Here is a 22,411-nt window from a genome sequence, read left to right as displayed (position 1 = left end):
GTCGGGTGACCGAACCGACTGACGCCGTCCTCACCAGCGGGGTGCTCGCCCGCCTCGTGGACCTCGCCGTGGCCTCGCGGAACCCGGGGGCCGCCCCGCTGGAGTACGAACTCCAGCGCTTCTCCCGGCTGATGCAGGACTCGCACACGATCGCCTGGGTCATACCCTTCGACGCGGTGGCCTCGCTCCTCGACGGACTGGCGAACGAGTACGGCACGGAGCGGTTCAGCACCAGACCGGCCGTTTTCCGTGACCGGCTCGCCCGGGCGGCCGGCGACGAACCAGTCGATGTCTTCCTGCGTTCCCTGGCGGAACTCGTCCGCGACCCCTGGTTCGGCGTCTGCCCGGGCTACGACGAACTGCCCCTCTCGCAGTGGGAGGCACTCGCCCGTTTCGACATCGTCAACGAGTTCGCATCACAGCTGCCCACCGGTGAGTACGGCAGCGACCCGGAGGCGGAGGCACGTGACCTGGTCGCCATGGACCACCCCGACTGCCACGGCAGAATCGCCGATCTCGCCGGCCAGCTCCAGCGCGTCCTTTACATGTTCCGTTCGCCCGCCGAGCTCGACGAGGCCTTCGCGCCCGTCATGCCGTCGGTGACGAGCGCACGGCTGCGGCTGCTCCTCAACGCCGTCCACGCCCACTTCGCCGAGCAGCACTGACCTGGGAGCCGCCCGCCATGCCCATCGAGCCGAATCTCGCCGTGTCGGACGAGGACCTGAAGCGTCTCGCGGACGACCTGGACGCCATGCGGACGCACATCGACGGGCAGGTGCGCCGGATGGACGCGCTCGTCGACCGGGCCGAGGCGCGGTGGCGCAGCGAGGCGGCGACGGCGTACCGGAAGCTGCACCGCGAGGCCGGCGCGGACGCCGTGCGGGTCCGGGAGATCCTGGGGGTCCTGGCGCAGGCGGTGCGGATGAGCCGGGACGGGTTCACGCGCCAGGAGCTGGACATCCTGCGGGAGTTCCGGGCCGGGATGAGGAAGGTCGACATCGACGCCGAGGTACGCGAACTGTCCGGCGAGGGACCGGGCGGCGGCGCGGGCTCCGGCGGCGCGGCGGCGCCGACCAGCAAGATCAATGACATCTGAACGCACATCCGCACGTCCGTAAGACAGGGGGAATCGTGAACGACGATGGCTCGATCACCGTCGATCTGGTCGCGCTGCGCGAGATAGCCGGCGACCTCGAGGACATCGTGAAGAAGCTCAACGAGAAGCTGGGTGCGCTGTACGACCGCACGGTGCCGGTCGTCCTCGCCTGGCAGGGCGAGGCCCGCGAGGCCTTCGTGGACGAACTCGACCGCTGGGACCGGCAGATGGAGGACCTGCAGGCCGCGCAGAAGTGGCTGCACGCCGTCGTCACCACCGGGCACGCCAACTACTCCGCCGCCCAGCGGGCCACCCTGCGCGGCTGGGGCGGTGCCTGACGTGACGACACCTCCCGCACCTTCCGCAGCCCCCGTCCCCGCGCGTGCCGACCGCGCCGCGACCTTTCCGGACCGGGTGACCGCCCAGTGGGCCACCCAGCAGGTGATCTCGCTGAACGAGCAGGTCATCCACCGCTGGCTCGCCCAGTCGACCCGGCAGCGGCTCGTGATCGAGGCCGCCTGGCCCTCGCGGCCCGATCCGGTGGGCACGCTGCTCACCACTGGAATGGAGCTGGCCGGCCAGGAGCCGATCCCGGTGCGCGCCGCCCGGGTCGTGCTCCGCCGGAACGGCCCCGGCGAGCCCGGCGCGTACCCCTTCACCGTGCACTCGTCCCTGCCCGTCGACCTGTAGAGGCCCCGTGTCCCTGAACCCCGCCGAGCACGACCGCAAGTACGGCGAGCTCGACCAGGTCGTCCGCGCCCACCTGGGCCTCGGTCCGCACGCGCCCGAGGCGGTGACCAGCTATCTGCGGCAGACCTGGCGCACCCGCCCCTGGGCCATCGCCGTCGCCGCCGAGCAGCTGCGCGTCTACGCCGCCAATCCGCCGGGGCGGCTGCGGCTGCGGCTCGGCGAGTACTACCGGCTGCCCGACGTGGGGCTGCCGTCCGAGGAGATCCGGGACTGGCTCACGGACCTCGCCGACCGGCTCGACGAGAGCCTGGCGACCGGCCAGGCACCGCCGCCGGGCCCGCCCGCGACGCCCTGGGAATGGCGGGCCCGTTTCCCCGAGCTGGCGCAACTGCTCGGCGGCTGGTTCACACAGGACATGCCGGAGGAGTTCGGCGACCACGAGGCGGCGCTCGCCGACTATCTGGAGGGCACCGACGCGGGGCTCGTCGCCCAGCTGACCGGGGAGCTGCACGACCTCCTCGCCCTCGGCCTCGACGAGGACGACCTGGCCCTGGCTCTGGTGACGCTCGGCGCGGAGGTCGAGCCCCCGGTGCCCTACACCCCGGGCGCCTGGCTCGCCACCCTCGCCGTACAGCTGCGCGGCTGACCGGCCGCTTGCGCTCCGGTCAGGCAGGCGGCTGCGGCAGAGCGGCGCTACTGAGGCGGCACCGGATGGCAGAGGCAGCCGCAGACGAGGTGGCGGACTTCCCGCACGCCCGTCTCGCGGGGGACCCCGTCCCGGCAGCGGTCGTGGCGGCCGACGATGCAGCGCGGTGACCGGAACTCCGGCTCGGGCCCGGCCGTGAGGGCGCGGGCCACCAGGGACACGCTCACCGCGTCGGCGATCTCCGGCGTTACCCACCAGGCGTCCCCCGCACGATCTCGGTGCGGGCCGTCGTGCCCCACGACAAGCACGCAGACCGAGCCCGCGCACACCGGGCGCATCACCTCCACGACGGCGATCACGGGCCGTCGCGCCCCGCAGCGGCTCATCGAGCACCCCCCGCGTGGATGTTCCGGTGGTCGACGTCCACCCCGACCGTCGCCAGCCACAACGCCCGCCGGCGCCTCCGCTGCGCACGAGCGGCCGCCCTATAAGGCATGTATAGCTCTGCATAGCTCACCACTGGTTCGCACAGGTCTTCGATGCTTACGTTGGTCGGGTGACCGACCGCAGCCCGATCCCCGAGTTCGACCCGCAGGGCCCCCAGCTGGTGTACGTCGCGGTGGCCGACCACATCGCCGCCCGTATCGCGGCCGGGGAGCTGACCCCAGGCGCTCGCCTGCCCGCCGAGCGGGACCTCGCCGAGGAGTACGGAGTCGCCTACCTGACAGTCCGTCGCGCGGCGCGAGTCCTGCGCGAGCGAGGCCTGATCCTGACCGTCCACGGGAAGGGCACATTCGTCGTCGATCCGCTGCCGACGGACGAGGGTCAACAACAGGTGTGACGGCACGGCCCCGGCGGGGAAGAGTCCCCCCCGTGGACCTGGAACGCGCACGGCAGTGGCTCGGCACCGCCCTCGGTGAGGCGCGGGCCGGACGGGACGAAGGTGGGATCCCCGTCGGCGCCGCCCTCTACGGCGCCGACGGCGCCCTCCTCGGACGCGGGCACAACCGGCGCGTGCAGGACGGGGACCCGGCGGCTCATGCCGAGACCGAGGCCTTCCGGGCCGCCGGGCGGCAGCGGTCGTACGCGGGGACGACCATGGTCACGACCCTCTCGCCCTGCTGGTACTGCTCCGGGCTCGTGCGGCAGTTCGGGATCCCGCGGGTCGTCGTCGGGGAGGCGGAGACCTTCCGGGGCGGGCAGGACTGGCTGGCCGAGCACGGGGTCGAGGTCCTCGTGCTCGACGACCCCGCGTGCGTCGCGCTCATGCGGGAGTTCGTCGCCACCCACCCTTCCCTCTGGAACGAGGACATCGGTCATGACTGAAGCCGGCCTTCCCACCATCGATCTCGGCCGCGACCCCGCCCCCCAGCTCCCGGCCGTCGACCTCGCCCTGCGCGACGCCGGGTTCCTGCTCGTCACCGGGCACGGGGTCGACCCGGGGCTCCGGAAGGAGATCCGGGACGTCGCCCGGCGGTTCTTCCACCTGCCCGCCGCCGTCAAGGAGCCGTACGCCGTGCGGGTCGGCGGGCGCGGGTGGCTCGGGCCCGGCGCGGAGGCGAATGCGTACGCGGAGGGGACCGTCACCCCGCCCGACCTGAAGGAGTCGCTCTCCTTCGCCGCCGACGAGCCGACCGGCGACCCCGTCGTGGACGCCGAGTGGTTCCTGCCCAACACCTGGCCCGCCGAGGTGCCCGAGCTGAAGCCGCTCCTCCAGACCTACCTCGCGCAGATGCGGGCCCTCTCCGACCGCGTCCTGGACCTCCTCGGCGAGGCCCTCGGCGAGGAGCGGGACTTCTTCACGCGGCACACCGGCCACCCGACCTTCGGGTTCAACGTCAACTGGTACCCGGGGCGCGAGCGGACCGGCGAGCCCGAGCCCGGTCAGTTCCGGATCGGGCCGCACACCGACTTCGGTACCGTCACGATCCTGGACCGGCAGGCCGGCAGGGGCGGGTTGCAGGTCTTCACCGACGCCCACGGCTGGCAGGACGCGCCGTACGATCCACACGCCTTCACCGTCAACATCGGTGATGTGATGGCCGGTTGGACCGGAGGGCGGTGGCGCTCCGGCCGGCATCGCGTCCTTCCGCCGCCCGCCGACGCGCCCGCCGAGGAGCTGATCTCGCTCGTGTACTTCTACGAGTGCGATCCCGGCACCACGATCCACGGCATCGACTCCCACGCCTATCTCCGGGGCCAGCTCGACGCCATCGCCGCCGACTAGCAACTTCCCCCGCACCAGACTCGAAAAGCCTGCCGCTTTCCCAACACCCCGTCGATATCCTTGAGTTGACTGTGACGGGGGTGGCAGCACGTGGACAGGGAGCTGTACGGGCGGGAGGCGGTCTTCCAGGACGCCGGGCTCGCCGCGCGACTGATCGGGCTGACGCCGTACCGCTATGCCCGCACCCCGTACGAACACGACGACGACCCGCCCGTCACCGTCTTCACCGGCGGCCGGGGCATGGGCAAGACCGCCCTGCTCAAGCAGATCCGTAACGCCTACCGGGCCGCCACCCCGCTCGCCCTGCTCGACTGCGCGCACATCGAACCGCCCGCCGACCACGGCCCCGGCTGGAACGAGCTCACCGGCGCGCTCGGCGAACTCGCCGTCCAGCTGTCGCCCCGCGTCCTCGCCGCCAAACCGGTGCAGTTCCCCCGGCTCTCGCTCGGACTCGTCGCCGTCGCGTCCATCAGCTGGTCCCAGGAGGACGACGAGCGGGCCCGGCGTGACCTGCAACGGCTCGGGCCGGTCCTCTCCACCGTCGACGCGACCAAGGGCGCCGCCGCCAACTGGGTCACCAAGGTCCTCACCAAACTCGCCGCCAACTTCGCCGAGGCCACCGCCCCCATGGCCGGACTCCTCGCCGAGGCGACCGTCGAGACGGTCCTGGAGGAGGTGTTCGGACGCTTCCAGCAGAAGGCGGAGAGCTGGTACGGGAGTTACCGCAACGCGGGCGGGCGCGGCAAGGCCGGGCTCCAGCAGCTCGCGCGGGACTTCGAACAGGGCGGCGGCCGCCGTCGCGAGGCCGAGGACTTCCTCGTCGGCGCCCTGATCGAGGACCTGGTCCGCGCCTTCACCGGCCTCGCCAACCGCGGCGCCCGCCGGGGCCGCCCCGTGCTGCTCCTCGACAACGCCCACGAGCCGCTCGGCCGGCGCCTGGTCGAACCGATCCTGCGGGCCCGCGCCGACGGCCGCCGGGACCGGGTCGTCGTCATCGCCACCTCCCGCGTCCGCGACCACGACGGCATCCGGCACGCGACCCGGCTGCGGCTGCCCGAGACCGCGCACCGCGCGCCCTGCCCGCGCGGCCAGGACGTCACCTCCGGCATCCTCGCCGTCGAACTGACCCCGCTCTCGCCCGCCCAGACCCGCAGCGCCTTCGACCGCTTCGACCCGGCGGGCCGCACCCCCGCCGAACTGGCCCGGGCCGTCCACCGGCTGACCGACGGCCGCCCGCTCGGCGTGGTCCTGCTCGGCCGCGCGGCCGCCGAGTCACCGGCCGACCGGACGGCCTTCCTCACCCCCGGCGCGCTCCTCGACCTCACCGTGGAGCTGCGCGAGGACAGCGCACCCGTGCCGGTCGCCCCCGCCCTCCTCGAAGAACTCCTGCCGGGCCTGCGCCACGGCCCGTTCGCCGTCCTCGCCGCGGCCCACGACGAGGAGTCCGCCCGGCTGCTCGCCCGGACCCGGCTGCGCGGCGAGTCCCTCGACGGGGACATGGCGCTGCGCGTGCGGGACCTGCTGCGCGCCGAGGACTGGCCCGAGGGGCCGGAACGCTTCGTCGCCGACCCGCTGCTGCGCGCCCTGCTCCTGCACCGGCTGCGCTTCGAGGACGGCGAGGAGTACGCGACCTGGCGCGCCGTCCACGAGACCCTGCACCGGCACTACGCCACCGGGCCCGTCCCGTACCGGCTGCACCAGGAGCTGGCGCTCGGCCGCACCGACGAGGCGGTGACCCATCTGCGGGTCACGTTCCCCGAGGCGGACGTCCTCGGCTGGCTCGGCCGGCTCCGGTTCATCGCCTCGGCGCCGTACCCGCGCGACCGCGACGGCGACCGCGACCGGCGCCGGTCCTGGCTGCCCGACCCCCGCCGGGCGACCGCGCTCGGCCAGGCCACGGGCGACCCGCTGCCCGCCACCTTCGACGACGACACCGTCGAACTCCACCTCTGTCTGCGGCGGCTGCTGCACGCCGTATGGCTGCTCACCGATCCGCTCGCGCTGCCCGACGAGGAGGTGACCGACAAGCTGGCGCACGAGCTGCGCCAGCTCTCCGGACGCCACCGGACGGGCAACAGTCCGCTGTGGGACGCGGCCACCCACTGGCCGAGGGACATCCGCGCCTGGCGGGGGCTCTCGCTCCCGCCCGGCACCGAGAACGGAGTCTGAGGCCATGGTCAGCCCGCTGCGCGCCCGCCTCTGGTACACCACCCGGCAGAAGATCGTCACGAGCGTGGTCGCCGTGGCCGTCCTCGGCTCCCTCGCCGGGTACGCCATCGACCGCGCCACCACCCCGGAGGACCGTTCCTGCGCCCCGGGCGTGGAGCGCCCGGCCGGCAGCTCCGAGTGCGTCGGCGTCAACGGCGACGGGTACGACTTCGGCGTCCCGTCGCTGACCGGGATCGCCGCACTGATCCGCGACGAGAACCGCGCCCTGAAGCCGGGCGAGTACGCGACGGTCGCGCTGCTGCTGCCGCTGACCTCACCGGACGGCGGGATGCGGGTCAAGGTCCTGCATGAGATCCAGGGCGCGTACGCCCGCCAGTACCGGGCCAACCACGAGTCGAACAGCGAGACCCCGAAGATCCGGCTCGTCCTCGCCAACACCGGCAAGGGCAACGCCCATTGGCGCGCGACCGTGGACCGGCTGAAGACGATGACCGACGGCGAGGACCGGCTGCGGGCGGTCTCCGGGGTGGCCACGTCCTCCACCGAGATACGGCAGGCGGTCACCGAGCTGACCGGCGCCGGCATCGCCGTCGTCGGCACGACCATCACCGCCGACGACATCGCCAACGGCCCCGGCGCCGGGAAGAACCGCTACCCCGGTCTCGCCCGGGTCTCCCCCACCAACGGCGACGAGGCGAAGGCGCTCGCCCACTTCGGCGAGGTGGAGGCGGCGAAGGCGCTGCTCGTCCAGGACACCCGTACGGGCGACCACTACACCGACACCCTGAAGGCCGCGTTCTCCGCCTCCCTCAAGGGCGCGCCGTACGAACCGCAGCTCTTCACCTCGCCCGCCGACCCCACGGAGGAGGGCACGACCGCGAACACCTTCCGCCAGATCACGCACCTGATCTGCGACACCCGGGCGGAGACGGTCTTCTTCGCGGGCCGCCACACCCAGCTGCGCCAGTTCATCAACGCACTGGGCGCACGCGGCTGCGCCGAGCGGCCGTTCACGATCCTGACCGGCGACGAGGGCTCGTACCTGGGCGCGGACGGCAAGCTCAACCGCGCGGCCCTGAAGGCGAAGCTGACCGTCCGCTACGCCGCGCTCGCCCACCCCGACGCCTGGACGGCCGGCCCCGGCCGCGAGGTTCCGGCGACGGGCGGCTCGACGGCCGCGTACGAGACGTTCCTGACCGACATCGCACGCGCCTCGAAGGAGCCGGTGCCGCTGGCGGACGGCCAGGCGATCGTGGCGTACGACGCGATGGCGACGGCCGTCCACGCGATCCGCCAGGCGACCCCGCAGGGCGCCCAGTACCCGGGCCTGGCGGACGTGGCCACCCAGTGGCCGCAGGTGAAGGGCTCGTTGCGGGTCGAGGGCGCGAGCGGCTGGATCTGCCTGGACAACTTCGGCAACCCCTTCAACAAGGCGGTCCCGATCGTGGAGCTGTCCCAGGACGGCACGCAGAAGTTCGTCCAGATCGCCTGGCCGGAGGGCCGCCCGCCGGCCGCGAACTGCCTGCCGCCGAGGCGAGGCTGAGCGGTTACTCGGCGATCAGGCGTGAGCCCGGCCTGATCCCCGAGTAACCCCCTAGGGCTCACGATCGAGGTCGGCGAGGGTGACCGGGTCGGCGGGCAGCGGCTGGGCGTCGTCGCGATGGCGCAGGCTCTCCAGGAGGAGCGCCATGCCGCGGTCCACCGTGCGCCGGGCGAGCTCCTCGGGCAGGCCGGGGATCGGCCGGAGCACCACGGCGATCATCAGCGCGAGGTCACCGGCGTCCACGTCGCGGCGCATGTCGCCGTCGGACTGGGCGCCACGTACGAGCCGGTCGAGGATCTTCAGCAGGATCCGGCGCAGGCGCAGGTTCTCGGGGTCCTGCCGGAGTTCGGCCCACGCGCTGGCGAACCAGACCGACAACCATGTCGCCTGGCGCAGCTCCGCGGTGGCCTGGCGCACGAACCTCGCCAGTGCCCGCCAGGCGTCGGGCTCCTCGTCCTCCGCCGTACGGGCGAGGGCGACGACCCGGTGGAAGCCGTCCAGCGCCACCGCGGCCAACAGGGCCTGCCGGTCGGGGAATCGGCGGTAGAGCGTGCCGGTCCCGACCCCGGCGCGGCGGGCCACCTCCTCCGCCGGCACGTCGGGCCCGCGCTCGGCGATGAGGGCGCGGGCCGCCTCGATGATCTGTTCACGATTGAGCAGGGCGTCGGCCCGCAGGGCGCGGCCGGGAATCGAAGCTGACACCTCGCCACTCTATACGAGAGAGACCATCTCCTTATAATGCTTCTAAGTGGCGGATCTTCCATCACTTAGAGGGAGGCAGGATGACTCTCGACGCGACGCTGCGACGGATCGGACACCCCGGCCGCGTGGCCCCCGACCTGGACACCCTGATCAGCCTGCACCGGGCCTGGCGGCAGACGGTGCCGTACGAGAACCTCGACATCCAGCTCGGCCGGCCGGTCGACCTGGACCCCGACGCGCTGTACGACAAGCTCGTGCGCCGACGGCGCGGCGGCTTCTGCTTCGAACAGAACGCGAGCCTCGCCGCGCTGCTGCGCCTCGCCGGGTTCCAGGTGACGACGGTCGAGGCCGGAGTCATGCGCGAGGCGCGCGGAGACGCGATGTGGGGCAACCACACCGCGCTGCTCGTCGACCTCGACGACCGCCGGTGGCTGGCGGACGCCGGCATCGGGGACGGCTTCGTGGAGCCGCTGCGCCTGCGCGAAGGGCCGCAGTCCCAGGGCCCTTTCACCTTCCGGCTGGAACCCCTCACCTCGGACGTCTGGCGTTTCCACCACCGGCCCGGTGGCACGATCGCCTCCTACGACCTCCGCCTGCGGCCGTGCGAGCCGTCCGGCGTCGCCGCCCGCTCCCGGGAGCTGTCGACCTCCCCGGACTCGCCGTACACGACCACACTGATCGCCGCCCGTCCCGTCGGTGGCGTCACCTCGTTGCTGCGCTCACGTACGGTGCGGGAGCTCGGCGCCGACGGCGCGCGGTCCCGCACCATCGACGACAGGGACGCATTCGCCGCGACGCTCTCCGAGCGGTTCCTCGTCCCGCTCGACGACCTCGGACCGGACGGGGTCGACCGGCTCTGGGAGAAGGCCTGCGCCCAGGACGACCTCTGGCGGGCCCGCGCCCAGGAGAACGCCTAGTGGTCACGGCTCCCACTTCGGCCAGCGCGCCTCGTCCCGCTCGTACAGGTCCCGCAGGTGCTGCCACCGCTCGGGCGTCCAGGTCCGCCACTCCGTGGGGTCGCCGTCCAGCGCGCGGGCGAGCCGCTCGAAGTGGTCGTGCCACCCCGCCATGACGTCCAGCTTCTCGCCGGGCGCGCCGTGGAACTCGTTGGTGAAACGCAGCACGGTCGAGTCGCCGCCTCCGGAGGGTTCCAGGTGGAACCGGATCCGGCCGTGCGTCGGCTCGACCGTGTACTCGGCCACGTACTCCGGGTCCCAGGCGGTCACCGTCCCCGATACCACCGTGTCCCCGTTCAGCCAGCGCAGCGTCACCGCTCCGCCGAGCCTCGGCTCCAGCGGATCCGCCGCGCAGAGCCACCCCGGCAGACCCTCCGGCGTGGCGACCGCCGCCCACACGTCCACCAGCGGGTGCGGCAGATCGATCACGTACCGCAGGTGACGCAGGTCGCCGTCGTGGGTCTCGCACCTGCCCCGAGGTATCTCGCTCATACCTCCAGCGTGGCGCCGGGCCAGGCACCGTGCCAGCCGTGCCGGCCGTGCCGGGCTCAGACGCCGGAGTACGAGTGCTTGCTGCTCACGAAGATGTTCACGCCGTAGTAGTTGAAGAGGAAGCAACCGAAGGCGATGAGCGCGATGTACGCGGCCTTGCGGCCCTTCCAGCCGGCCGTGGCGCGGGCGTGCAGGTACGCCGCGTAGCCGACCCAGGTGATGAAGGACCAGACCTCCTTGGCGTCCCAGCCCCAGTAGCGGCCCCACGCGTCGCCGGCCCAGATCGCGCCCGCGATGATCGTGAAGGTCCACAGCGGGAAGATCGCCGCGTTGACCCGGTACGAGAACTTGTCCAGCGAGGCCGCCGACGGCAGTCGCTCCAGGACCGAGCGGGCGAAGGAGCCCGGGTTGCCGCCGGTGGCGAGCTTGTTCTCGTAGGAGTCGCGGAAGAGGTACAGCAGCGTGGCGACGGCACCCAGGTAGAAGACCGCGCCGCAGAAGATCGCGGTGGAGACGTGGATCCACAGCCAGTACGAGTCGAGCGCGGGGACCAGCTGGTCGCTCGGGGTCTTCAGCCAGGTGATGGCCATGCCCAGGTCGAGCAGCACGGTCGTGACCAGCGGCAGACCGAGCCAGCGGACGTTCTTCTTCGCGACGAGGAAGCCCAGGTACGCGCCGACCGCCACGGTCGAGAACGTGGTGGAGAACTCGTACATGTTGCCCCAGGGCGCCCGCTGCACCGAGAACGCGCGGGCGATCACGCCCGACGCCTCGACCAGGAAGGCGAGCGCGGTGAGCGACACGGCGATACGGCCGTACAGATCGCCCTTGACCGTGCCGCCGGCCGCGCCGGGGCCGTCGGGCACGTCGCGCGCGCCGGCGCCGGACCGGGTGACGACCTGCGGCTTGTCCAGGACGGTCGTCCCGCCGGCCGTCCTGACCTGCACGGACACGCCCTGAGCCGGGGTGGCGGCGGGGGCGGTCAGCGCGGCGGCGGTACGGCCGACCTTGCTGCGGCCGCCGAGCACCCACTCGGCGATGTGCGCGAAGAAGGCCAGGGTGTAGACGGCCATGGAGGAGTAGATGAGCATGTCGCTCATCCGCGCCAGGCTCTCGTTGGTCTCGGCGGCGAGACTCACGACGGCGAGATTCACTTCTCAGCCCCTTCGGCTTCGACTTCGGCAGGTTCTGCGGGATCGCCTGATGCGGCGCGCTCGGCGTCGGCCGGTCCGGCCTTCGCGGGCTCGGTGCCGGCCGGTCCGGCCTTCGCGGGCTCGGTGCCGGCCGGTCCGGCTTCCGCCGGCTCGGTGCCGGCCGGTCCGGCTTCCGCCGGCTCGGTGCCGGCCGGTCCGGCTTCCGCGGGTCGCGGCGCGTCCGGTCCGGGTTCCGCGGGGTGGCCCGGCGCGGTCGGCGCCTGGTCGTGGAGGACGGTGGCGAGCGCGGCCAGCTCCTCCGGGAGCTTGGCGGACTCGCTCCGGCCGAGACCCGCCATCTCGACGACGGTGACGCCGTCACTCCCCCGTACGGCCCGCACCCAGACCCGGCGGCGCTGGATGAAGAGCGAGCCGGTGAGGCCCGCGATCGCCGCGATCGCGCCGGCCAGGGCGAGACCGTTCCCCGGCTGCTGGGAGATCTGGAAGCTCGCCCACTCCTTGATGTCCTTCTCGAAGGTGATCGAGCCGGCGCCGTCGGGCAGGGTCATCGTCTCGCCGGGCAGCATCCGCTGCGCGACGCCGGTACCCCCCTCGACCTTGAACTGCTTCATCTTGGAGGTGTCGAGCTGGTACACGTTCTGCGGCAGCCCCGAGTTCACACGCAGGTCGCCGTGGAAGCCGGTGAGCGCCATGACGGGGAAGTCCAGGGCCGGGAACTGGGAGAACATGCTCCCCTTCCCCGCGCCCGCGAACGTCGGCACGAAGAAGGCCTGGAAGCCCAGCTGCTCCTTCTTGCCGTTCTTGTCGCGGTAGCCGTCCATCACCTTGATCGCGCCGGTGGAGGTGATGTTGTTGTCGAACGGCAGCAGCGGGACCGCGCCGTGGAAGACGACCTTGCCCCTACCGTCCTTGACGGTGACGACGGGCGCGTACCCGTGGGCGATCAGATAGACCTTGGAGTCGCGGACCTTCAGCGGCTCGTTGACCCGGACGACCGCCTTCCGGTCCTTCCCGCCCCCCTCGGAGTACGTGACGGCGGCCTCGAAGGTGCGCGGGGTGCCGCGCTGCGGGCCGCTCTTCTCGTACGTACCGGTGAAGCTGTCCAGCGTGAAGCCGAACGGCGCGAGGTCGTCGGTGCTGTAGAGGGAGCCGGACTTGAAGTCGTCGTACTGCGTGAGGGTGTTGGAGAAGCCGTCGCCCTCGACGATCAGCTTGCCGCCCTCGGACTTGAAGAGCTGGCCCCAGGCGAAGGCCACGAGCATCACGATCAGGGCGATGTGGAAGAGCAGGTTCCCCGTCTCGCGGAGGTAGCCCTTCTCGGCGGCGACGGCGTCCTTGACGACGTGCGCGCGGAACCGGCGGCCCTTGAGCAGAGCGAGCGCGGCCTCGCGGACCTGCTCGGGCTCGGCCTCGGTCCGCCAGGTCGTGTACGCGGGCAGCCGGGTGAGGCGGCCGGGGGCGCCGGGCGGGCGGCCGCGGAGCTGGCCGATGAACTGCCAGGTGCGCGGAACGATGCAGCCGATGAGGGAGACGAAGAGCAGTATGTAGATCGCGGAGAACCACACGGAGCTGTAGACGTCGAACAGCTGGAGCTTCTCGTAGATCGGCGTGAGCGTCGGGTGGGCCTCCTGGAAGGTCCGTACCTTCAGCTCGTCCGCGCTGGTCTGCGGGATGAGCGAGCCGGGGATCGCGCCGAGGGAGAGCAGGAAGAGCAGGATCAGCGCGACCCGCATCGAGGTGAGCTGGCGCCAGAACCAGCGGATCCAGCCGACGACCCCGAGGGTCGGGCCGGCGACGATCGCCTCGGCGGCGGTCTCCTCGCGGGGCGCGGTGGAGAGCTGCGAGCCTGCGGCGCCCAGGTCCTCGCGCTCTTCCCGCGCGGCGCGCTCTTCGCGTTCGCCGCGCTCTTCCCGCGCGGCGCGCTCTTCGCGTTCGCCGCGCGCGGCGCGCTCGTCGGTCTCGGTCTCGTTCGGGCCGGTGTGGCTCGGGCTGGTGTGGGTCATGGGTCAGATCCCCGGGGTGAAGCCGGCAGTCCAGACCTGCATCTCGGACACGATGCGATCCCAGGCTCCGGTGACGAGCAGCAGGCCGGTCGCGATCAGCATGATGCCGCCGATGCGCATGACCCAGACATAATGCCGCTTCACCCAGCCGAAGGCGCCGAGCGCCCGTCGGAAGGCGATCGCGGTGAGGATGAACGGCAGGCCGAGGCCCAGACAGTAGGCGACGGTGAGGACGGCCCCGCGCCCGGCGCTGGCCTCGTTGGAGGCGAGCGCGAGGACGGCGGCGAGGGTCGGACCGATGCAGGGGACCCAGCCGACGCCGAACAGCACGCCCAGCATGGGCGCCCCGACGAGTCCGGTCACGGGCCGCTTGTGGAAGCGGAACTCGCGGCGGGTGATCGAGGGCATCGCGCCCATGAAGAAGGCGCCGAGCACGATGGTCAGGGCGCCGAGCACCTTGGAGATGACCTCGCGGTGTTCCTGCAGGGTGTTGCCGAAGCCACCGAAGAGGGCGCCGCCGGAGACGAACACGGCGGTGAAGCCCAGGACGAAGAGCGCGGCCCCGCCCGCCATCCGGCCGCGCCGGGCCTCGGCCAGGTCGGTGCCGGTGACGCCGGTCACGTAACTGAGGTAGCCGGGGACGAGCGGCAGGACGCACGGGGAGAAGAAGGAGACCAGGCCGCCGAGCACGGCGATGGGCAGGGCCAGCAGGAGGGCCCCGCTGAAGACCGTCTCGTTCACCGGATCACTTCTCCGCGAGAAGCGGCTCGATCATCGAGCGGAGCTTCTTCTCGTCGAGAGCCATGAGGGCGCGGGCGGCGATCTTCCCGTCCTTGTCGAGGACGACGGTGGACGGGATGGCCTGGAGGTTGAGCGTGCCCTTGGGGAAGCCGTTGAGGATCACCTTGCCGGCCGGGTCGTACAGGCTCGGGTAGGAGACCTCGTACTCCTCTTCGAAGTTGAGCGCCTGCTGCTTGTTGGGGTCGCGGGTGTTGAGGCCGACGAACGCGACGTCCTTGTCCTTGAACGCGTCCGCGACCTTGGCGAAGTGCGGGGCCTCGGCACGGCAGGGGCCGCACCACGATCCCCAGGCGTTCAGGACGACGACCTTGCCCTTGAGGTCGGCGACGTCGAGCTTCTCGCCCTCCAGGGTCTCGCCCGCGATCGTGCGGGGTGCCGTGCGCTCGCCCTTGGCGACGGTGGAGATACCGCCCGTGTTGGTCACGAAGTTGGTTCCGCCGCCGCCGCCCGACTTGCCGTTGGAGTCCGAGCCGCAGGCCGACAGAGCGACGGCGGCCGACAGGATCCCGGCGGCGAGCAGGGTGCGTCGAGGGGCACGGCTAAGGCTCATGTGAAAAGTTTCGCATGGGCGTTTGGGGGATCTTGGGCGCCCCCCTGGCTGCCCGTAAAGCCCCTTGTCAAGGGGGCGTAAGGGACCTTGGGGGACGTACGCGGCTTTACGCCGTCGGCTTGAGGAAGGCGCTCCAGCCACCGGCGGGCGACTGGCCGACCTCGAGCGTACGGAGCTTGGCGAGGATCTTGGGGTCCTGCACGTCCAGCCAGTCCACGAACTGACGGAAGGAGACGAGCCGGACGTCCTTCTTGCCCGCCATGCCCTTCAGCGACTCCTCGACGGCGTCCATGTAGATCCCGCCGTTCCACTGCTCGAAGTGGTTGCCGATGAAGAAGGGCGCGCGGTTGGACTCGTAGGCCCGGTGGAAGCCGGCGAGGTACGCCTCGGTGGCCTGCTTGCGCCAGCCCGGGTAGCGCGAGGGCATGCCCTTGGTGCTGTTCTTCGACTGGTTGGCGAGCATGTTGTAGTCCATCGAGAGGACCTCGAAGGAGTGGCCGGGGAAGGGCACGGCCTGGAGCGGGAGGTCCCAGATGCCCTTGCGCCGGTCCGGCCACGTCTGGCGGCCGCCGGGCGAGCTGGCGTCGTAGCGCCAGCCGAGGCGCTTGGCGGTGGGCAGCAGGTTGTCCTGGCCGAGGAGGCAGGGGGTGCGGCCGCCGACCAGTTCCTTGCTGTAGTCGAAGGGCAGCGGGTCGAGGTCGGTCCAGCCGCTGTTGGTCTTCCACTCGGTGACGAACTTCGTCGCCTGGTCGATCTCGCTCTGCCACTGGGCCGGGGTCCAGTTGCCGACGGAGCCGGAGCCGCCGCAGAAGTGACCGTTGAAGTGCGTGCCGATCTCGTGCCCGTCGAGCCAGGCCTGACGGACGTTCTTGAGGGTGTCCTTGATGTGGTCGTCGGTGAGATAGCCGATGTCGGAGGCGCCGACGCGGTTGTTCGGCGGACGGTAGAGGCTCTTCTTGGACTCCGGCAGGAGATAGATCCCGGAGAGGAAGAAGGTCATCGCGGCGTCGTGGTTCTTGGCGAGTTCCAGGAAACGGGGGAAGAGGCCGTTGCCGACCTCTCCGGCACCGTCCCAGGAGAAGATCACGAACTGCGGCGGAGTCTGGCCGGGTTCGAGGGGAACGGGGGCGTCGGGCTGGTTCGGCTGCTTTCCGGTGTCGGCGGTGGAACCGTCACCGATGAGCTTGACCTCTTGTTCGGTGGGCTTGGGAGCCGTCGGGGTTCCGGAGGCGCCACCCCCTTTACCAGGTCCGGAAGTTCCCGATTTGTCCGAATCGCTGGTGCTGCAACCTGCGATCCCCATCGCGGCGGCGGCGCCAACGCCCGCCCCGAGCAGTCCCCTTCGAGTGATCCCGCGCATGACGTCCCCATTCGCGCTTACGTATGACCGGATGGTCTTCCAAACCGACAATGAGTGAGATGCCGGGAGGAACACGTAGGTTCCGGGAATTAGCACAAAAATTTCAGGGCGACCAGATGACTTCACGTCATCCGATCGCCCTGACCTGCCTACCCGGAGGAAGGGGACTCGAACAAATTCGCTCGCTCTACGCGCCGAAGGCCTTCGACGTGCGGGGCGCAGGCCGTCGACCTACGCGCCGTGGGCCGTCGACCTAGGTGCCGTCGACCTACGCGCCGAAGGCCTTCGACTTCCCCTTCACCGGCTTCGCGCCGGCCAGGAGGTGCGCGGGGACGAGGTCGCGCGCCGGCTCGCTGTAGCCGACCGAGACGATCTTGTCGCCCCGGTACGTGAACGAGGTCAGCGAGGCCAGCGTGCACTGCCGCCGCCGCGGGTCGTGCCAGAGCCGCCGCCGCTCGACGAAGCTCCGCACGATCCAGATCGGCAGCTGGTGGCTGACGCAGACCGCCTCGTGCCCGCGCGCCGCGTCCTTCGCCGCGTCCAGGGCGCCCATCATCCGGACGACCTGGTCGACGTACGGCTCGCCCCAGGACGGCTTGAACGGGTTGGTGAGGTGGCGCCAGTTGCCCGGCTTGCGCAGGGCGCCGTCCCCGACGCCGAAGGTCTTGCCCTCGAAGACGTTCCCGGCCTCGATCAGCCGCCCGTCCGTGGCCAGGTCCAGGCCGTGGCTCTTGGCGACCGGCTGCGCCGTCTCCTGCGCCCGCTCCAGCGGGGAGGCGACGACATGCCGGATGTCCCGGTCGGCCAGGTGCTCGGCGACCCGGTCGGCCATCCGGCGGCCGAGGTCGGAGAGGTGGTAGCCGGAGCGGCGGCCGTAGAGCACGCCGTCGGGGTTGTGGACCTCGCCGTGGCGCACGAGGTGGACGACGGTGATGTCGCCGGTGTCCTCGTCGTCGCTGACGGCGTCGGCGACGGGATCACCGATGACGTCGCCGCCACCGATGACGTCGCCGCCGAGGTTCGTGCCGGCCTCGTCCCCGAGGCCGTGGGCGGCGTCGTTCGCGGCCGGGCTCATGCGGTGGCCTCCGCGGCGGCGCGGGCGGCGGCGGGCAGCGCGGCGGCGATCCGCTCGATCGCGCGCTCGTCGTGGGCCGTCGAGACGAACCAGGACTCGAAGGCGGACGGCGGCAGGTAGACCCCGTCGGCCAGCATCGAGTGGAAGAAGGCGTTGAAGCGGAACGCCTCCTGCTTCTTCGCGTCCTCGTAGTTCCGGACCTCGGTGGGCGTGAAGAAGACGGAGAACATGGTGGAGGCGGTCTGCAGCCGGTGCGCCACGCCCTCCTTGGCGAGCGCGTCGGTGACGAGCCCCTGGATCTCCTTCGAGACCGCGTCGACCGTGGCGTAAGCGGCGTCGTCGAGCAGCCGCAGCTGCGCCAGGCCGGCGGCGGTGGCGATCGGGTTACCGGAGAGGGTGCCCGCCTGGTAGACGGGGCCGGCCGGGGCGAGGTGCCCCATGACGTCGGCGCGGCCGCCGAAGGCCGCGGCCGGGAAGCCACCGCCCATGACCTTGCCGAACGTCATCAGGTCGGGCTTCACCCCGTCGACGCCGTACCAGCCGGCGCGGGAGGTCCTGAAGCCGGTCATGACCTCGTCGGAGATGAACAGCGCGCCGTTCTTCGCGCACGCGTCCTTCAGGCCCTGGTTGAAGCCGGGCAGCGGCGGGACGACGCCCATGTTGCCCGGCGAGGCCTCGGTGATCACACAGGCGATCTCACCCGGGTACCGGTGGAAGGCCTCCTGCACGGCCTCCAGGTCGTTGTACGGCAGGACGATCGTGTCGCCGGCCTGCGCACCGGTCACGCCGGGCGTGTCGGGCAGGCCGAAGGTGGCCACACCGGAGCCCGCGGCGGCGAGCAGCGCGTCCACGTGCCCGTGGTAGCAACCGGCGAACTTCACGACCTTCGCCCGGCCGGTGAAGCCGCGGGCGAGCCGGATCGCGGACATCGTGGCCTCCGTACCGGAGGAGACGAGCCGGACCTGCTCGACGGGCTCGATCCGGGCAACGATCTCCTCGGCGAGGGCGACCTCACCCTCTCCCGGCGTACCGAAGGAGGTGCCGCGCGAGACCGCGGCCTGCACGGCGGCGATCACCTCGGGGTGGGAGTGGCCGAGAATCATCGGCCCCCACGAGCAGACGAGGTCGACATACTCCCGACCGTCCGCGTCGGTGAGGTACGGGCCGGTACCGGACACCATGAACCGGGGCGTTCCGCCCACGGCCCGGAAGGCGCGCACCGGTGAGTTCACGCCGCCGGGCGTCACGAGGGACGCGCGGTCGAAAAGCGTCTGTGAGACTGGGGCTTCGTATGAATACGGCACTGTGGTCCTGACCTGCGAGTACGGCTGCGAGTACGGAGGGAGGGAGTGAGCATCCCCTGAATTACGCCGGGGCGTCGATCCTCCGCGTCTGCGAAACTGGGGCGTCATAGGGATGGCTCACGGAATCCATGGTGTCAGAGGGCCGGACGTTCTTGCGGACGGGTGTTTCACCGCGAGAGCGTGGGGGAGGTCACTGTCACGATGATCGGGTTGCGCGGCGGGGGTCGTGTTGCCTAAAAAGCAGTCGGGTGGAGATATGCATCGCGGTGGCGGACTGGGCGAGGGGACGGACGGCCTGGGTCCGGAGCCTGCCCGGCGGGGACGGCACCGGCGACGGCGCGCGGAGGAGCCCGCGCAGTCCACAGGGTCCACGGGACCGACGGAACCCACGACGGAGGGCGGGAGTGGCCGGTTGGGGGTGACGTACAAGTACTTCGGCGCACCCGACGGCGCCACGGCGGCCCGCGTCCCGATCTCGATGCGCCCGGAGGAACTGGGCGGCGACGAGCTCGGCATGGGTGGCATGTTCACCAAGATCAAGCCCGAGACGATAGCCGCGATGGTCCTCACGGGCATCCAGGGCATGCCCCTGCACAAGGTGCCCCCGCTGGAACTGGTGGTCCTCCACCCCGACTACGCCGTGGTGAAGCTGCCCATGACCGTGGTCGACCCGCTGCGCGGCATCGGCGAGGAGTCGGTCGGCGCGGCGGCCTTCATCTGGTCCACGGTCCCGGACCGCGGCGGCCCGCGCGACGCGTTCAACGTCTACCAGCTGCTCCACGAGTGGCAGGACTTCTCCCACCGGCTGCACGAGGCGGGCCACCAGCCGTACTGCCTGGTCTGGCCGTAGGGGTCAGCTCTCCGGCATCAGCTTTCCGGCTCGCGGGAGGCCTGGCCGTCAGGGTCAGCTCTCCGGCATCAGCTCTCCGGCATCAGCTCTCCGGGTCGCGGGCCGCGGCCGCCTTCGCCCGCTCCGCGGCCAGCTCACGGGCGGAGGCGAGCCGGTACGGGACGTCGATGACGACGACGTTCTTCATGAACAGCAGCCGGGCCTTGAGCCGCAGGGCGCTCTGGTTGTGCAGCGGCTGCTCCCACCAGTGCCCGACGACGTACTCGGGGATGACGACCGACACCACCGAGTCCCCGGTCCGCTCGGGCGCGTCGCGGATGTGCCGCAGGACGGGCTGGACGACGGAGCGGTACGGAGAGTCGAGAACCCGCAGCGGTACGTCGATGGAGTGGGCCTCCCAGGCGGCGCGGAGCACCTCCGCCTCACCGGGGTCCTCGGCGACGGTGACCGCCGTCAGGGAGACGGGTCGCAGGGTCTTCGCGTAGGACAGGGCCCGCAGGCTCGGCGCGTTGATGGACGACACCAGGACGATGACGTGGTTCTCCGCGAGCGGGCGGGGGCGGGCGTCGGGCGCGACGGCGACCTCGACGGCGACGGTCTCGTAGTGCCGTCTGACCCCCTTCATGCCGGCGAACAGGACGGGCATGGCGATGACGACGATCCAGGCGCCGTGCGTGAACTTCGTGATCAGCACGATGACGAGGACGACGGCCGTGAGGCAGGCGCCGAAGGCGTTGATGGCGAGCCGGCGCAGGATGTGGATCCGGTTGGCGGCACCGGCCGGGGTGGCGAGTTCTCGCCGCCAGTGCTTGACCATGCCCGCCTGGGACAGGGTGAAGGAGACGAAGACGCCGATGATGTAGAGCTGGATCAGGCGGGTCAGGTTGGCGTCGAAGGCGACGATCAGGGCGATGGCGGCGAGGGAGAGCAGCACGATGCCGTTGGAGTACACGAGCCGGTCGCCGCGGTGGAAGAGCTGGCGGGGGGCGTAGCGGTCGCGGCCGAGGACGGAGGCGAGCATGGGGAAGCCGTTGAAGGCGGTGTTGGCCGCCATGATCAGGACGGCGGCGGTGACGGCCTGGAGCAGATAGAAGAGGAAGTGCCAGCTGCCGAAGGTGGCGCGGCCGATCTGGGCGAGCGCGGTGGGCATGGCGGTGCCGGGGGCGAGCCCGAGCTCGGTCGGGTCCTCGGCGACGTGCACCTCGTAGACCATGGCGAGGGTGGTGATCCCGAAGAACATGGTCACGGCGAAGGCGCCCATGACGGCCAAGGTGGTGGCCGCGTTGCGGCTCTTGGGCTTCTCGAAGGCGGGTACGCCGTTGCTGATGGCCTCGACACCGGTCAGGGCCGTACAGCCGGAGGCGAAGGCGCGCATGGCGAGGAGCACGAGCGCGAGGCCGGTGTAGCTGGAGACCTCCTGGAGGGGCAGGTCGGCGGATTCGGCGCGGATCGTCGTCCCGGTCGCCATCCGGACGGCGGCGACGGCGAACATCAGGTAGATGGTGACGATGAAGGCGTAGGTCGGGATGGCGAAGTAGCGCCCTGATTCCCGGACACCGCGCAGATTGAGCCAGGCCAGGATCGCCACGCAGGCGACGGAGAGGCCGACGGCGTACCCGTCGAGCGCGGGTGCGGCCGAGGTGATGGCGGCGACGCCCGAGACGATCGAGACGGCGACGGTCATCACGTAGTCGATGAGCAGGGCGCTGGCGGCGGTGAGCGCGGCGGTCTGGCCGAGGTTCTCGGCGGAGACGACGTAGGCGCCGCCGCCGCCCGGGTAGGCGTAGCAGGTCTGCCGGTAGGAGGCGACGACGACCACCAGCAGGATGACGATCCCGACCGCCGCGTACCAGGCCAGATGGAGCACGGCGAGCCCGCCGAGCGCGAGGATCAGCAGGATCTCCTCGGTGGCGTAGGCGACGGAGGAGAGCGGGTCGCTGCAGAAGATCGGCAGGGCGAGTCGCTTGGGCAGCAGGGTGTCGCCGAGGCGGCCGCTGTCCAATGGCCGTCCTACCAGCAGGCGTTTCGCCGCACTTCCAGCTCTCATAAGTGCTGAAGTTAGGACAAATGACTTCTGTGTGCGCGGATGCCGCGCGGGAAGGACGGGCGCCGTGAGCAGAGTGCGCATGGCCGGCGAACCCATGCAGATCGGCGAGGTCGCCGCACGGACGGAGCTGTCCCTGCGGACCATCCGCCAGTACGAGGACAGCGGCCTCGTCGTCCCGTCGGCCTCGTCCGAGGGCGGGTTCCCGCTCTACACGGACGCGGACGTGGACCGGCTGATGGTGATCGGCCGGATGAAACCCCTGGGCTTCACGATCGACGAGACCCGCGACCTCCTCGCGGCGGTGGACCGCCTGGCCGACCCACGTCTCACGCCCGCCGACCGCTCCACCCTCCGCACCCGAGTCCGCCACTACGAACAAGCCGCCACAGCCCGCGTGGCCGAACTCCGCGCCCAACTGACGAGAGCAGAAGACTTCGCGAACTCCCTGAGGGAACGACTGGGGTAGGGGGCGGCTGGGGTAGGGGGCGGGGGCGAGACCCTGGTTGTGGGCAACCGTCCCGCAGGGCATGCGCCCCAGGGCCGGGCGCCGCACGGAGCCCCCGGTTGTGGGCAACCGTCCCGCAGGGCACGCGCCCCAGGGCCGGGCGCCGCAGGGAGCCCCCGGTTGTGGGCAACCGTCCCGCAGGGCACGCGCCCCAGGGCCGGGCGCCGCACGGAGCCCCCGGTTGTGGGCAACCGTCCCGCAGGGCACGCGCCCCAGGGCCGGGCGCCGCAGGGAGCCCCCG

General features: G+C 71.5%; 24 protein-coding genes. 13 read left to right on the top strand and 11 right to left on the bottom strand.

Annotated elements, in window-relative coordinates; translation table 11 throughout:
- Positions 1-5: 5 nt before the first annotated feature.
- Genes ACIPPS_RS28840 through ACIPPS_RS28820 form a run of 5 tightly spaced genes read left to right on the top strand, consistent with a single transcriptional unit; the run spans position 6 to position 2,432 of the window.
- Positions 6-665, top strand: coding sequence for a hypothetical protein (locus tag ACIPPS_RS28840; protein ID WP_401437892.1), 660 nt, complete (start codon positions 6-8; stop codon positions 663-665).
- A 17-nt stretch (positions 666-682) separates the two neighbouring features.
- On the top strand, positions 683-1,096 hold the full coding sequence (locus ACIPPS_RS28835) for a WXG100 family type VII secretion target (protein WP_401437889.1): 414 nt from the start codon (positions 683-685) through the stop codon (positions 1,094-1,096).
- Positions 1,097-1,131: 35 nt separating this feature from the next.
- The gene (locus ACIPPS_RS28830; protein WP_401437886.1) at positions 1,132-1,434 is read left to right on the top strand and encodes a WXG100 family type VII secretion target; all 303 of its coding nucleotides are present in this window, start codon (positions 1,132-1,134) and stop codon (positions 1,432-1,434) included.
- 1 nt (position 1,435) lies between these two features.
- Positions 1,436-1,786: an RNase A-like domain-containing protein gene (locus ACIPPS_RS28825; RefSeq protein WP_401437884.1), complete on the top strand. Its 351-nt coding sequence runs from the start codon at positions 1,436-1,438 to the stop codon at positions 1,784-1,786.
- Positions 1,787-1,793: 7 nt separating this feature from the next.
- Positions 1,794-2,432 carry a contact-dependent growth inhibition system immunity protein gene (locus ACIPPS_RS28820; protein ID WP_401437881.1) on the top strand — a complete coding sequence of 213 codons (639 nt, stop codon included), beginning with the start codon at positions 1,794-1,796 and terminating at the stop codon, positions 2,430-2,432.
- 47 nt (positions 2,433-2,479) lie between these two features.
- Here the strand turns inward: ACIPPS_RS28820 and ACIPPS_RS28815 are convergent, their stop codons facing one another.
- The gene (locus tag ACIPPS_RS28815) at positions 2,480-2,818 is read right to left on the bottom strand and encodes a hypothetical protein (protein WP_401437879.1); all 339 of its coding nucleotides are present in this window, start codon (positions 2,816-2,818) and stop codon (positions 2,480-2,482) included.
- Positions 2,819-2,988: 170 nt separating this feature from the next.
- On the opposite strand from ACIPPS_RS28815, the gene ACIPPS_RS28810 reads away from it, so the two are divergent.
- The 5 genes from ACIPPS_RS28810 to ACIPPS_RS28790 all read left to right on the top strand — a co-directional run bounded on the left by ACIPPS_RS28810 (position 2,989) and on the right by ACIPPS_RS28790 (position 8,371).
- Positions 2,989-3,273 carry a GntR family transcriptional regulator gene (locus tag ACIPPS_RS28810; protein WP_401437876.1) on the top strand — a complete coding sequence of 95 codons (285 nt, stop codon included), beginning with the start codon at positions 2,989-2,991 and terminating at the stop codon, positions 3,271-3,273.
- A 32-nt stretch (positions 3,274-3,305) separates the two neighbouring features.
- Positions 3,306-3,758 (top strand): nucleoside deaminase, encoded by a 453-nt coding sequence (locus ACIPPS_RS28805; protein ID WP_401437874.1) that lies wholly within the window; start codon positions 3,306-3,308, stop codon positions 3,756-3,758.
- A complete protein-coding gene (locus ACIPPS_RS28800) occupies positions 3,751-4,659 on the top strand; it encodes an isopenicillin N synthase family dioxygenase (RefSeq protein WP_401437872.1) in 909 nt (302 codons plus the stop codon). The genes ACIPPS_RS28805 and ACIPPS_RS28800 overlap by 8 nt, the downstream gene beginning before the upstream one ends.
- Before the next feature lie 90 nt (positions 4,660-4,749).
- Positions 4,750-6,828, top strand: coding sequence for a hypothetical protein (locus tag ACIPPS_RS28795; RefSeq protein WP_401437870.1), 2,079 nt, complete (start codon positions 4,750-4,752; stop codon positions 6,826-6,828).
- A gap of 4 nt (positions 6,829-6,832) precedes the next feature.
- A complete protein-coding gene (locus tag ACIPPS_RS28790) occupies positions 6,833-8,371 on the top strand; it encodes an ABC transporter substrate-binding protein (RefSeq protein WP_401437868.1) in 1,539 nt (512 codons plus the stop codon).
- A gap of 51 nt (positions 8,372-8,422) precedes the next feature.
- Here ACIPPS_RS28790 and ACIPPS_RS28785 read toward each other — a convergent pair whose 3' ends face one another.
- On the bottom strand, positions 8,423-9,073 hold the full coding sequence (locus ACIPPS_RS28785) for a TetR/AcrR family transcriptional regulator (protein ID WP_401437866.1): 651 nt from the start codon (positions 9,071-9,073) through the stop codon (positions 8,423-8,425).
- Positions 9,074-9,153: 80 nt separating this feature from the next.
- Here ACIPPS_RS28785 and ACIPPS_RS28780 point away from each other — a divergent pair, with 80 nt between their 5' ends.
- Positions 9,154-9,990 (top strand): arylamine N-acetyltransferase, encoded by an 837-nt coding sequence (locus ACIPPS_RS28780; protein WP_401437863.1) that lies wholly within the window; start codon positions 9,154-9,156, stop codon positions 9,988-9,990.
- Between the two features lie 3 nt (positions 9,991-9,993).
- On the opposite strand, the gene ACIPPS_RS28775 is transcribed toward ACIPPS_RS28780, so the two are convergent.
- The 8 genes from ACIPPS_RS28775 to hemL all read right to left on the bottom strand — a co-directional run bounded on the left by ACIPPS_RS28775 (position 9,994) and on the right by hemL (position 18,768).
- Complete coding sequence (locus ACIPPS_RS28775) at positions 9,994-10,521, bottom strand: SRPBCC family protein (protein ID WP_401437861.1); 528 nt, start codon at positions 10,519-10,521, stop codon at positions 9,994-9,996.
- A gap of 56 nt (positions 10,522-10,577) precedes the next feature.
- Positions 10,578-11,660, bottom strand: coding sequence for a c-type cytochrome biogenesis protein CcsB (gene ccsB / locus ACIPPS_RS28770; protein WP_401438566.1), 1,083 nt, complete (start codon positions 11,658-11,660; stop codon positions 10,578-10,580).
- Positions 11,661-11,671: 11 nt separating this feature from the next.
- Positions 11,672-13,678, bottom strand: coding sequence for a cytochrome c biogenesis protein ResB (locus ACIPPS_RS28765; RefSeq protein ID WP_401437859.1), 2,007 nt, complete (start codon positions 13,676-13,678; stop codon positions 11,672-11,674).
- 3 nt (positions 13,679-13,681) lie between these two features.
- Positions 13,682-14,419: a cytochrome c biogenesis CcdA family protein gene (locus ACIPPS_RS28760; protein WP_401437856.1), complete on the bottom strand. Its 738-nt coding sequence runs from the start codon at positions 14,417-14,419 to the stop codon at positions 13,682-13,684.
- A gap of 4 nt (positions 14,420-14,423) precedes the next feature.
- Positions 14,424-15,029, bottom strand: a complete 606-nt coding sequence (locus ACIPPS_RS28755; RefSeq protein ID WP_401437853.1) for a TlpA family protein disulfide reductase — start codon at positions 15,027-15,029, stop codon at positions 14,424-14,426.
- A gap of 106 nt (positions 15,030-15,135) precedes the next feature.
- A complete protein-coding gene (locus ACIPPS_RS28750; RefSeq protein ID WP_401437850.1) occupies positions 15,136-16,389 on the bottom strand; it encodes a hypothetical protein in 1,254 nt (417 codons plus the stop codon).
- A gap of 268 nt (positions 16,390-16,657) precedes the next feature.
- Positions 16,658-17,464, bottom strand: a complete 807-nt coding sequence (locus tag ACIPPS_RS28745) for a histidine phosphatase family protein (RefSeq protein WP_401437848.1) — start codon at positions 17,462-17,464, stop codon at positions 16,658-16,660.
- Complete coding sequence (gene hemL, locus ACIPPS_RS28740; protein ID WP_401437845.1) at positions 17,461-18,768, bottom strand: glutamate-1-semialdehyde 2,1-aminomutase; 1,308 nt, start codon at positions 18,766-18,768, stop codon at positions 17,461-17,463. The genes ACIPPS_RS28745 and hemL overlap by 4 nt, the downstream gene beginning before the upstream one ends.
- A gap of 256 nt (positions 18,769-19,024) precedes the next feature.
- Between hemL and ACIPPS_RS28735 the strand changes: the two genes are divergently transcribed.
- Positions 19,025-19,618, top strand: coding sequence for a hypothetical protein (locus tag ACIPPS_RS28735; protein ID WP_401437843.1), 594 nt, complete (start codon positions 19,025-19,027; stop codon positions 19,616-19,618).
- Between the two features lie 82 nt (positions 19,619-19,700).
- Here ACIPPS_RS28735 and ACIPPS_RS28730 read toward each other — a convergent pair whose 3' ends face one another.
- Entirely contained in the window at positions 19,701-21,665 is a 1,965-nt protein-coding gene (locus ACIPPS_RS28730) for an APC family permease (RefSeq protein ID WP_401437840.1), read from the bottom strand.
- Positions 21,666-21,744: 79 nt separating this feature from the next.
- Between ACIPPS_RS28730 and ACIPPS_RS28725 the strand changes: the two genes are divergently transcribed.
- The gene (locus tag ACIPPS_RS28725; protein WP_401438563.1) at positions 21,745-22,131 is read left to right on the top strand and encodes a MerR family transcriptional regulator; all 387 of its coding nucleotides are present in this window, start codon (positions 21,745-21,747) and stop codon (positions 22,129-22,131) included.
- The last annotated feature ends 280 nt before the right edge of the window (positions 22,132-22,411 follow it).

This window comes from Streptomyces sp. NPDC090127, from assembly GCF_044746945.1.
In the GTDB taxonomy this organism is placed as follows: Bacteria; Actinomycetota; Actinomycetes; order Streptomycetales; family Streptomycetaceae; genus Streptomyces.
This window is presented reverse-complemented; position numbering and strand designations above follow the sequence as displayed.

Bases quoted from the DNA above. Each gene is read 5' to 3' on its own strand.
- ACIPPS_RS28835 (WP_401437889.1), top strand. From the start codon at position 683: ATGCCCATCGAGCCGAATCTCGCCGTGTCGGACGAGGACCTGAAGCGT.
- ACIPPS_RS28815 (WP_401437879.1), bottom strand. From the start codon at position 2,818: ATGAGCCGCTGCGGGGCGCGACGGCCCGTGATCGCCGTCGTGGAGGTG.
- ACIPPS_RS28800 (WP_401437872.1), top strand. From the start codon at position 3,751: ATGACTGAAGCCGGCCTTCCCACCATCGATCTCGGCCGCGACCCCGCC.
- ACIPPS_RS28790 (WP_401437868.1), top strand. From the start codon at position 6,833: ATGGTCAGCCCGCTGCGCGCCCGCCTCTGGTACACCACCCGGCAGAAG.
- ACIPPS_RS28780 (WP_401437863.1), top strand. From the start codon at position 9,154: ATGACTCTCGACGCGACGCTGCGACGGATCGGACACCCCGGCCGCGTG.
- ACIPPS_RS28775 (WP_401437861.1), bottom strand. From the start codon at position 10,521: ATGAGCGAGATACCTCGGGGCAGGTGCGAGACCCACGACGGCGACCTG.
- ACIPPS_RS28765 (WP_401437859.1), bottom strand. From the start codon at position 13,678: ATGACCCACACCAGCCCGAGCCACACCGGCCCGAACGAGACCGAGACC.
- ACIPPS_RS28755 (WP_401437853.1), bottom strand. From the start codon at position 15,029: ATGAGCCTTAGCCGTGCCCCTCGACGCACCCTGCTCGCCGCCGGGATC.
- ACIPPS_RS28750 (WP_401437850.1), bottom strand. From the start codon at position 16,389: ATGCGCGGGATCACTCGAAGGGGACTGCTCGGGGCGGGCGTTGGCGCC.
- ACIPPS_RS28745 (WP_401437848.1), bottom strand. From the start codon at position 17,464: ATGAGCCCGGCCGCGAACGACGCCGCCCACGGCCTCGGGGACGAGGCC.
- ACIPPS_RS28735 (WP_401437843.1), top strand. From the start codon at position 19,025: ATGCATCGCGGTGGCGGACTGGGCGAGGGGACGGACGGCCTGGGTCCG.
- ACIPPS_RS28730 (WP_401437840.1), bottom strand. From the start codon at position 21,665: ATGAGAGCTGGAAGTGCGGCGAAACGCCTGCTGGTAGGACGGCCATTG.
- ACIPPS_RS28725 (WP_401438563.1), top strand. From the start codon at position 21,745: ATGGCCGGCGAACCCATGCAGATCGGCGAGGTCGCCGCACGGACGGAG.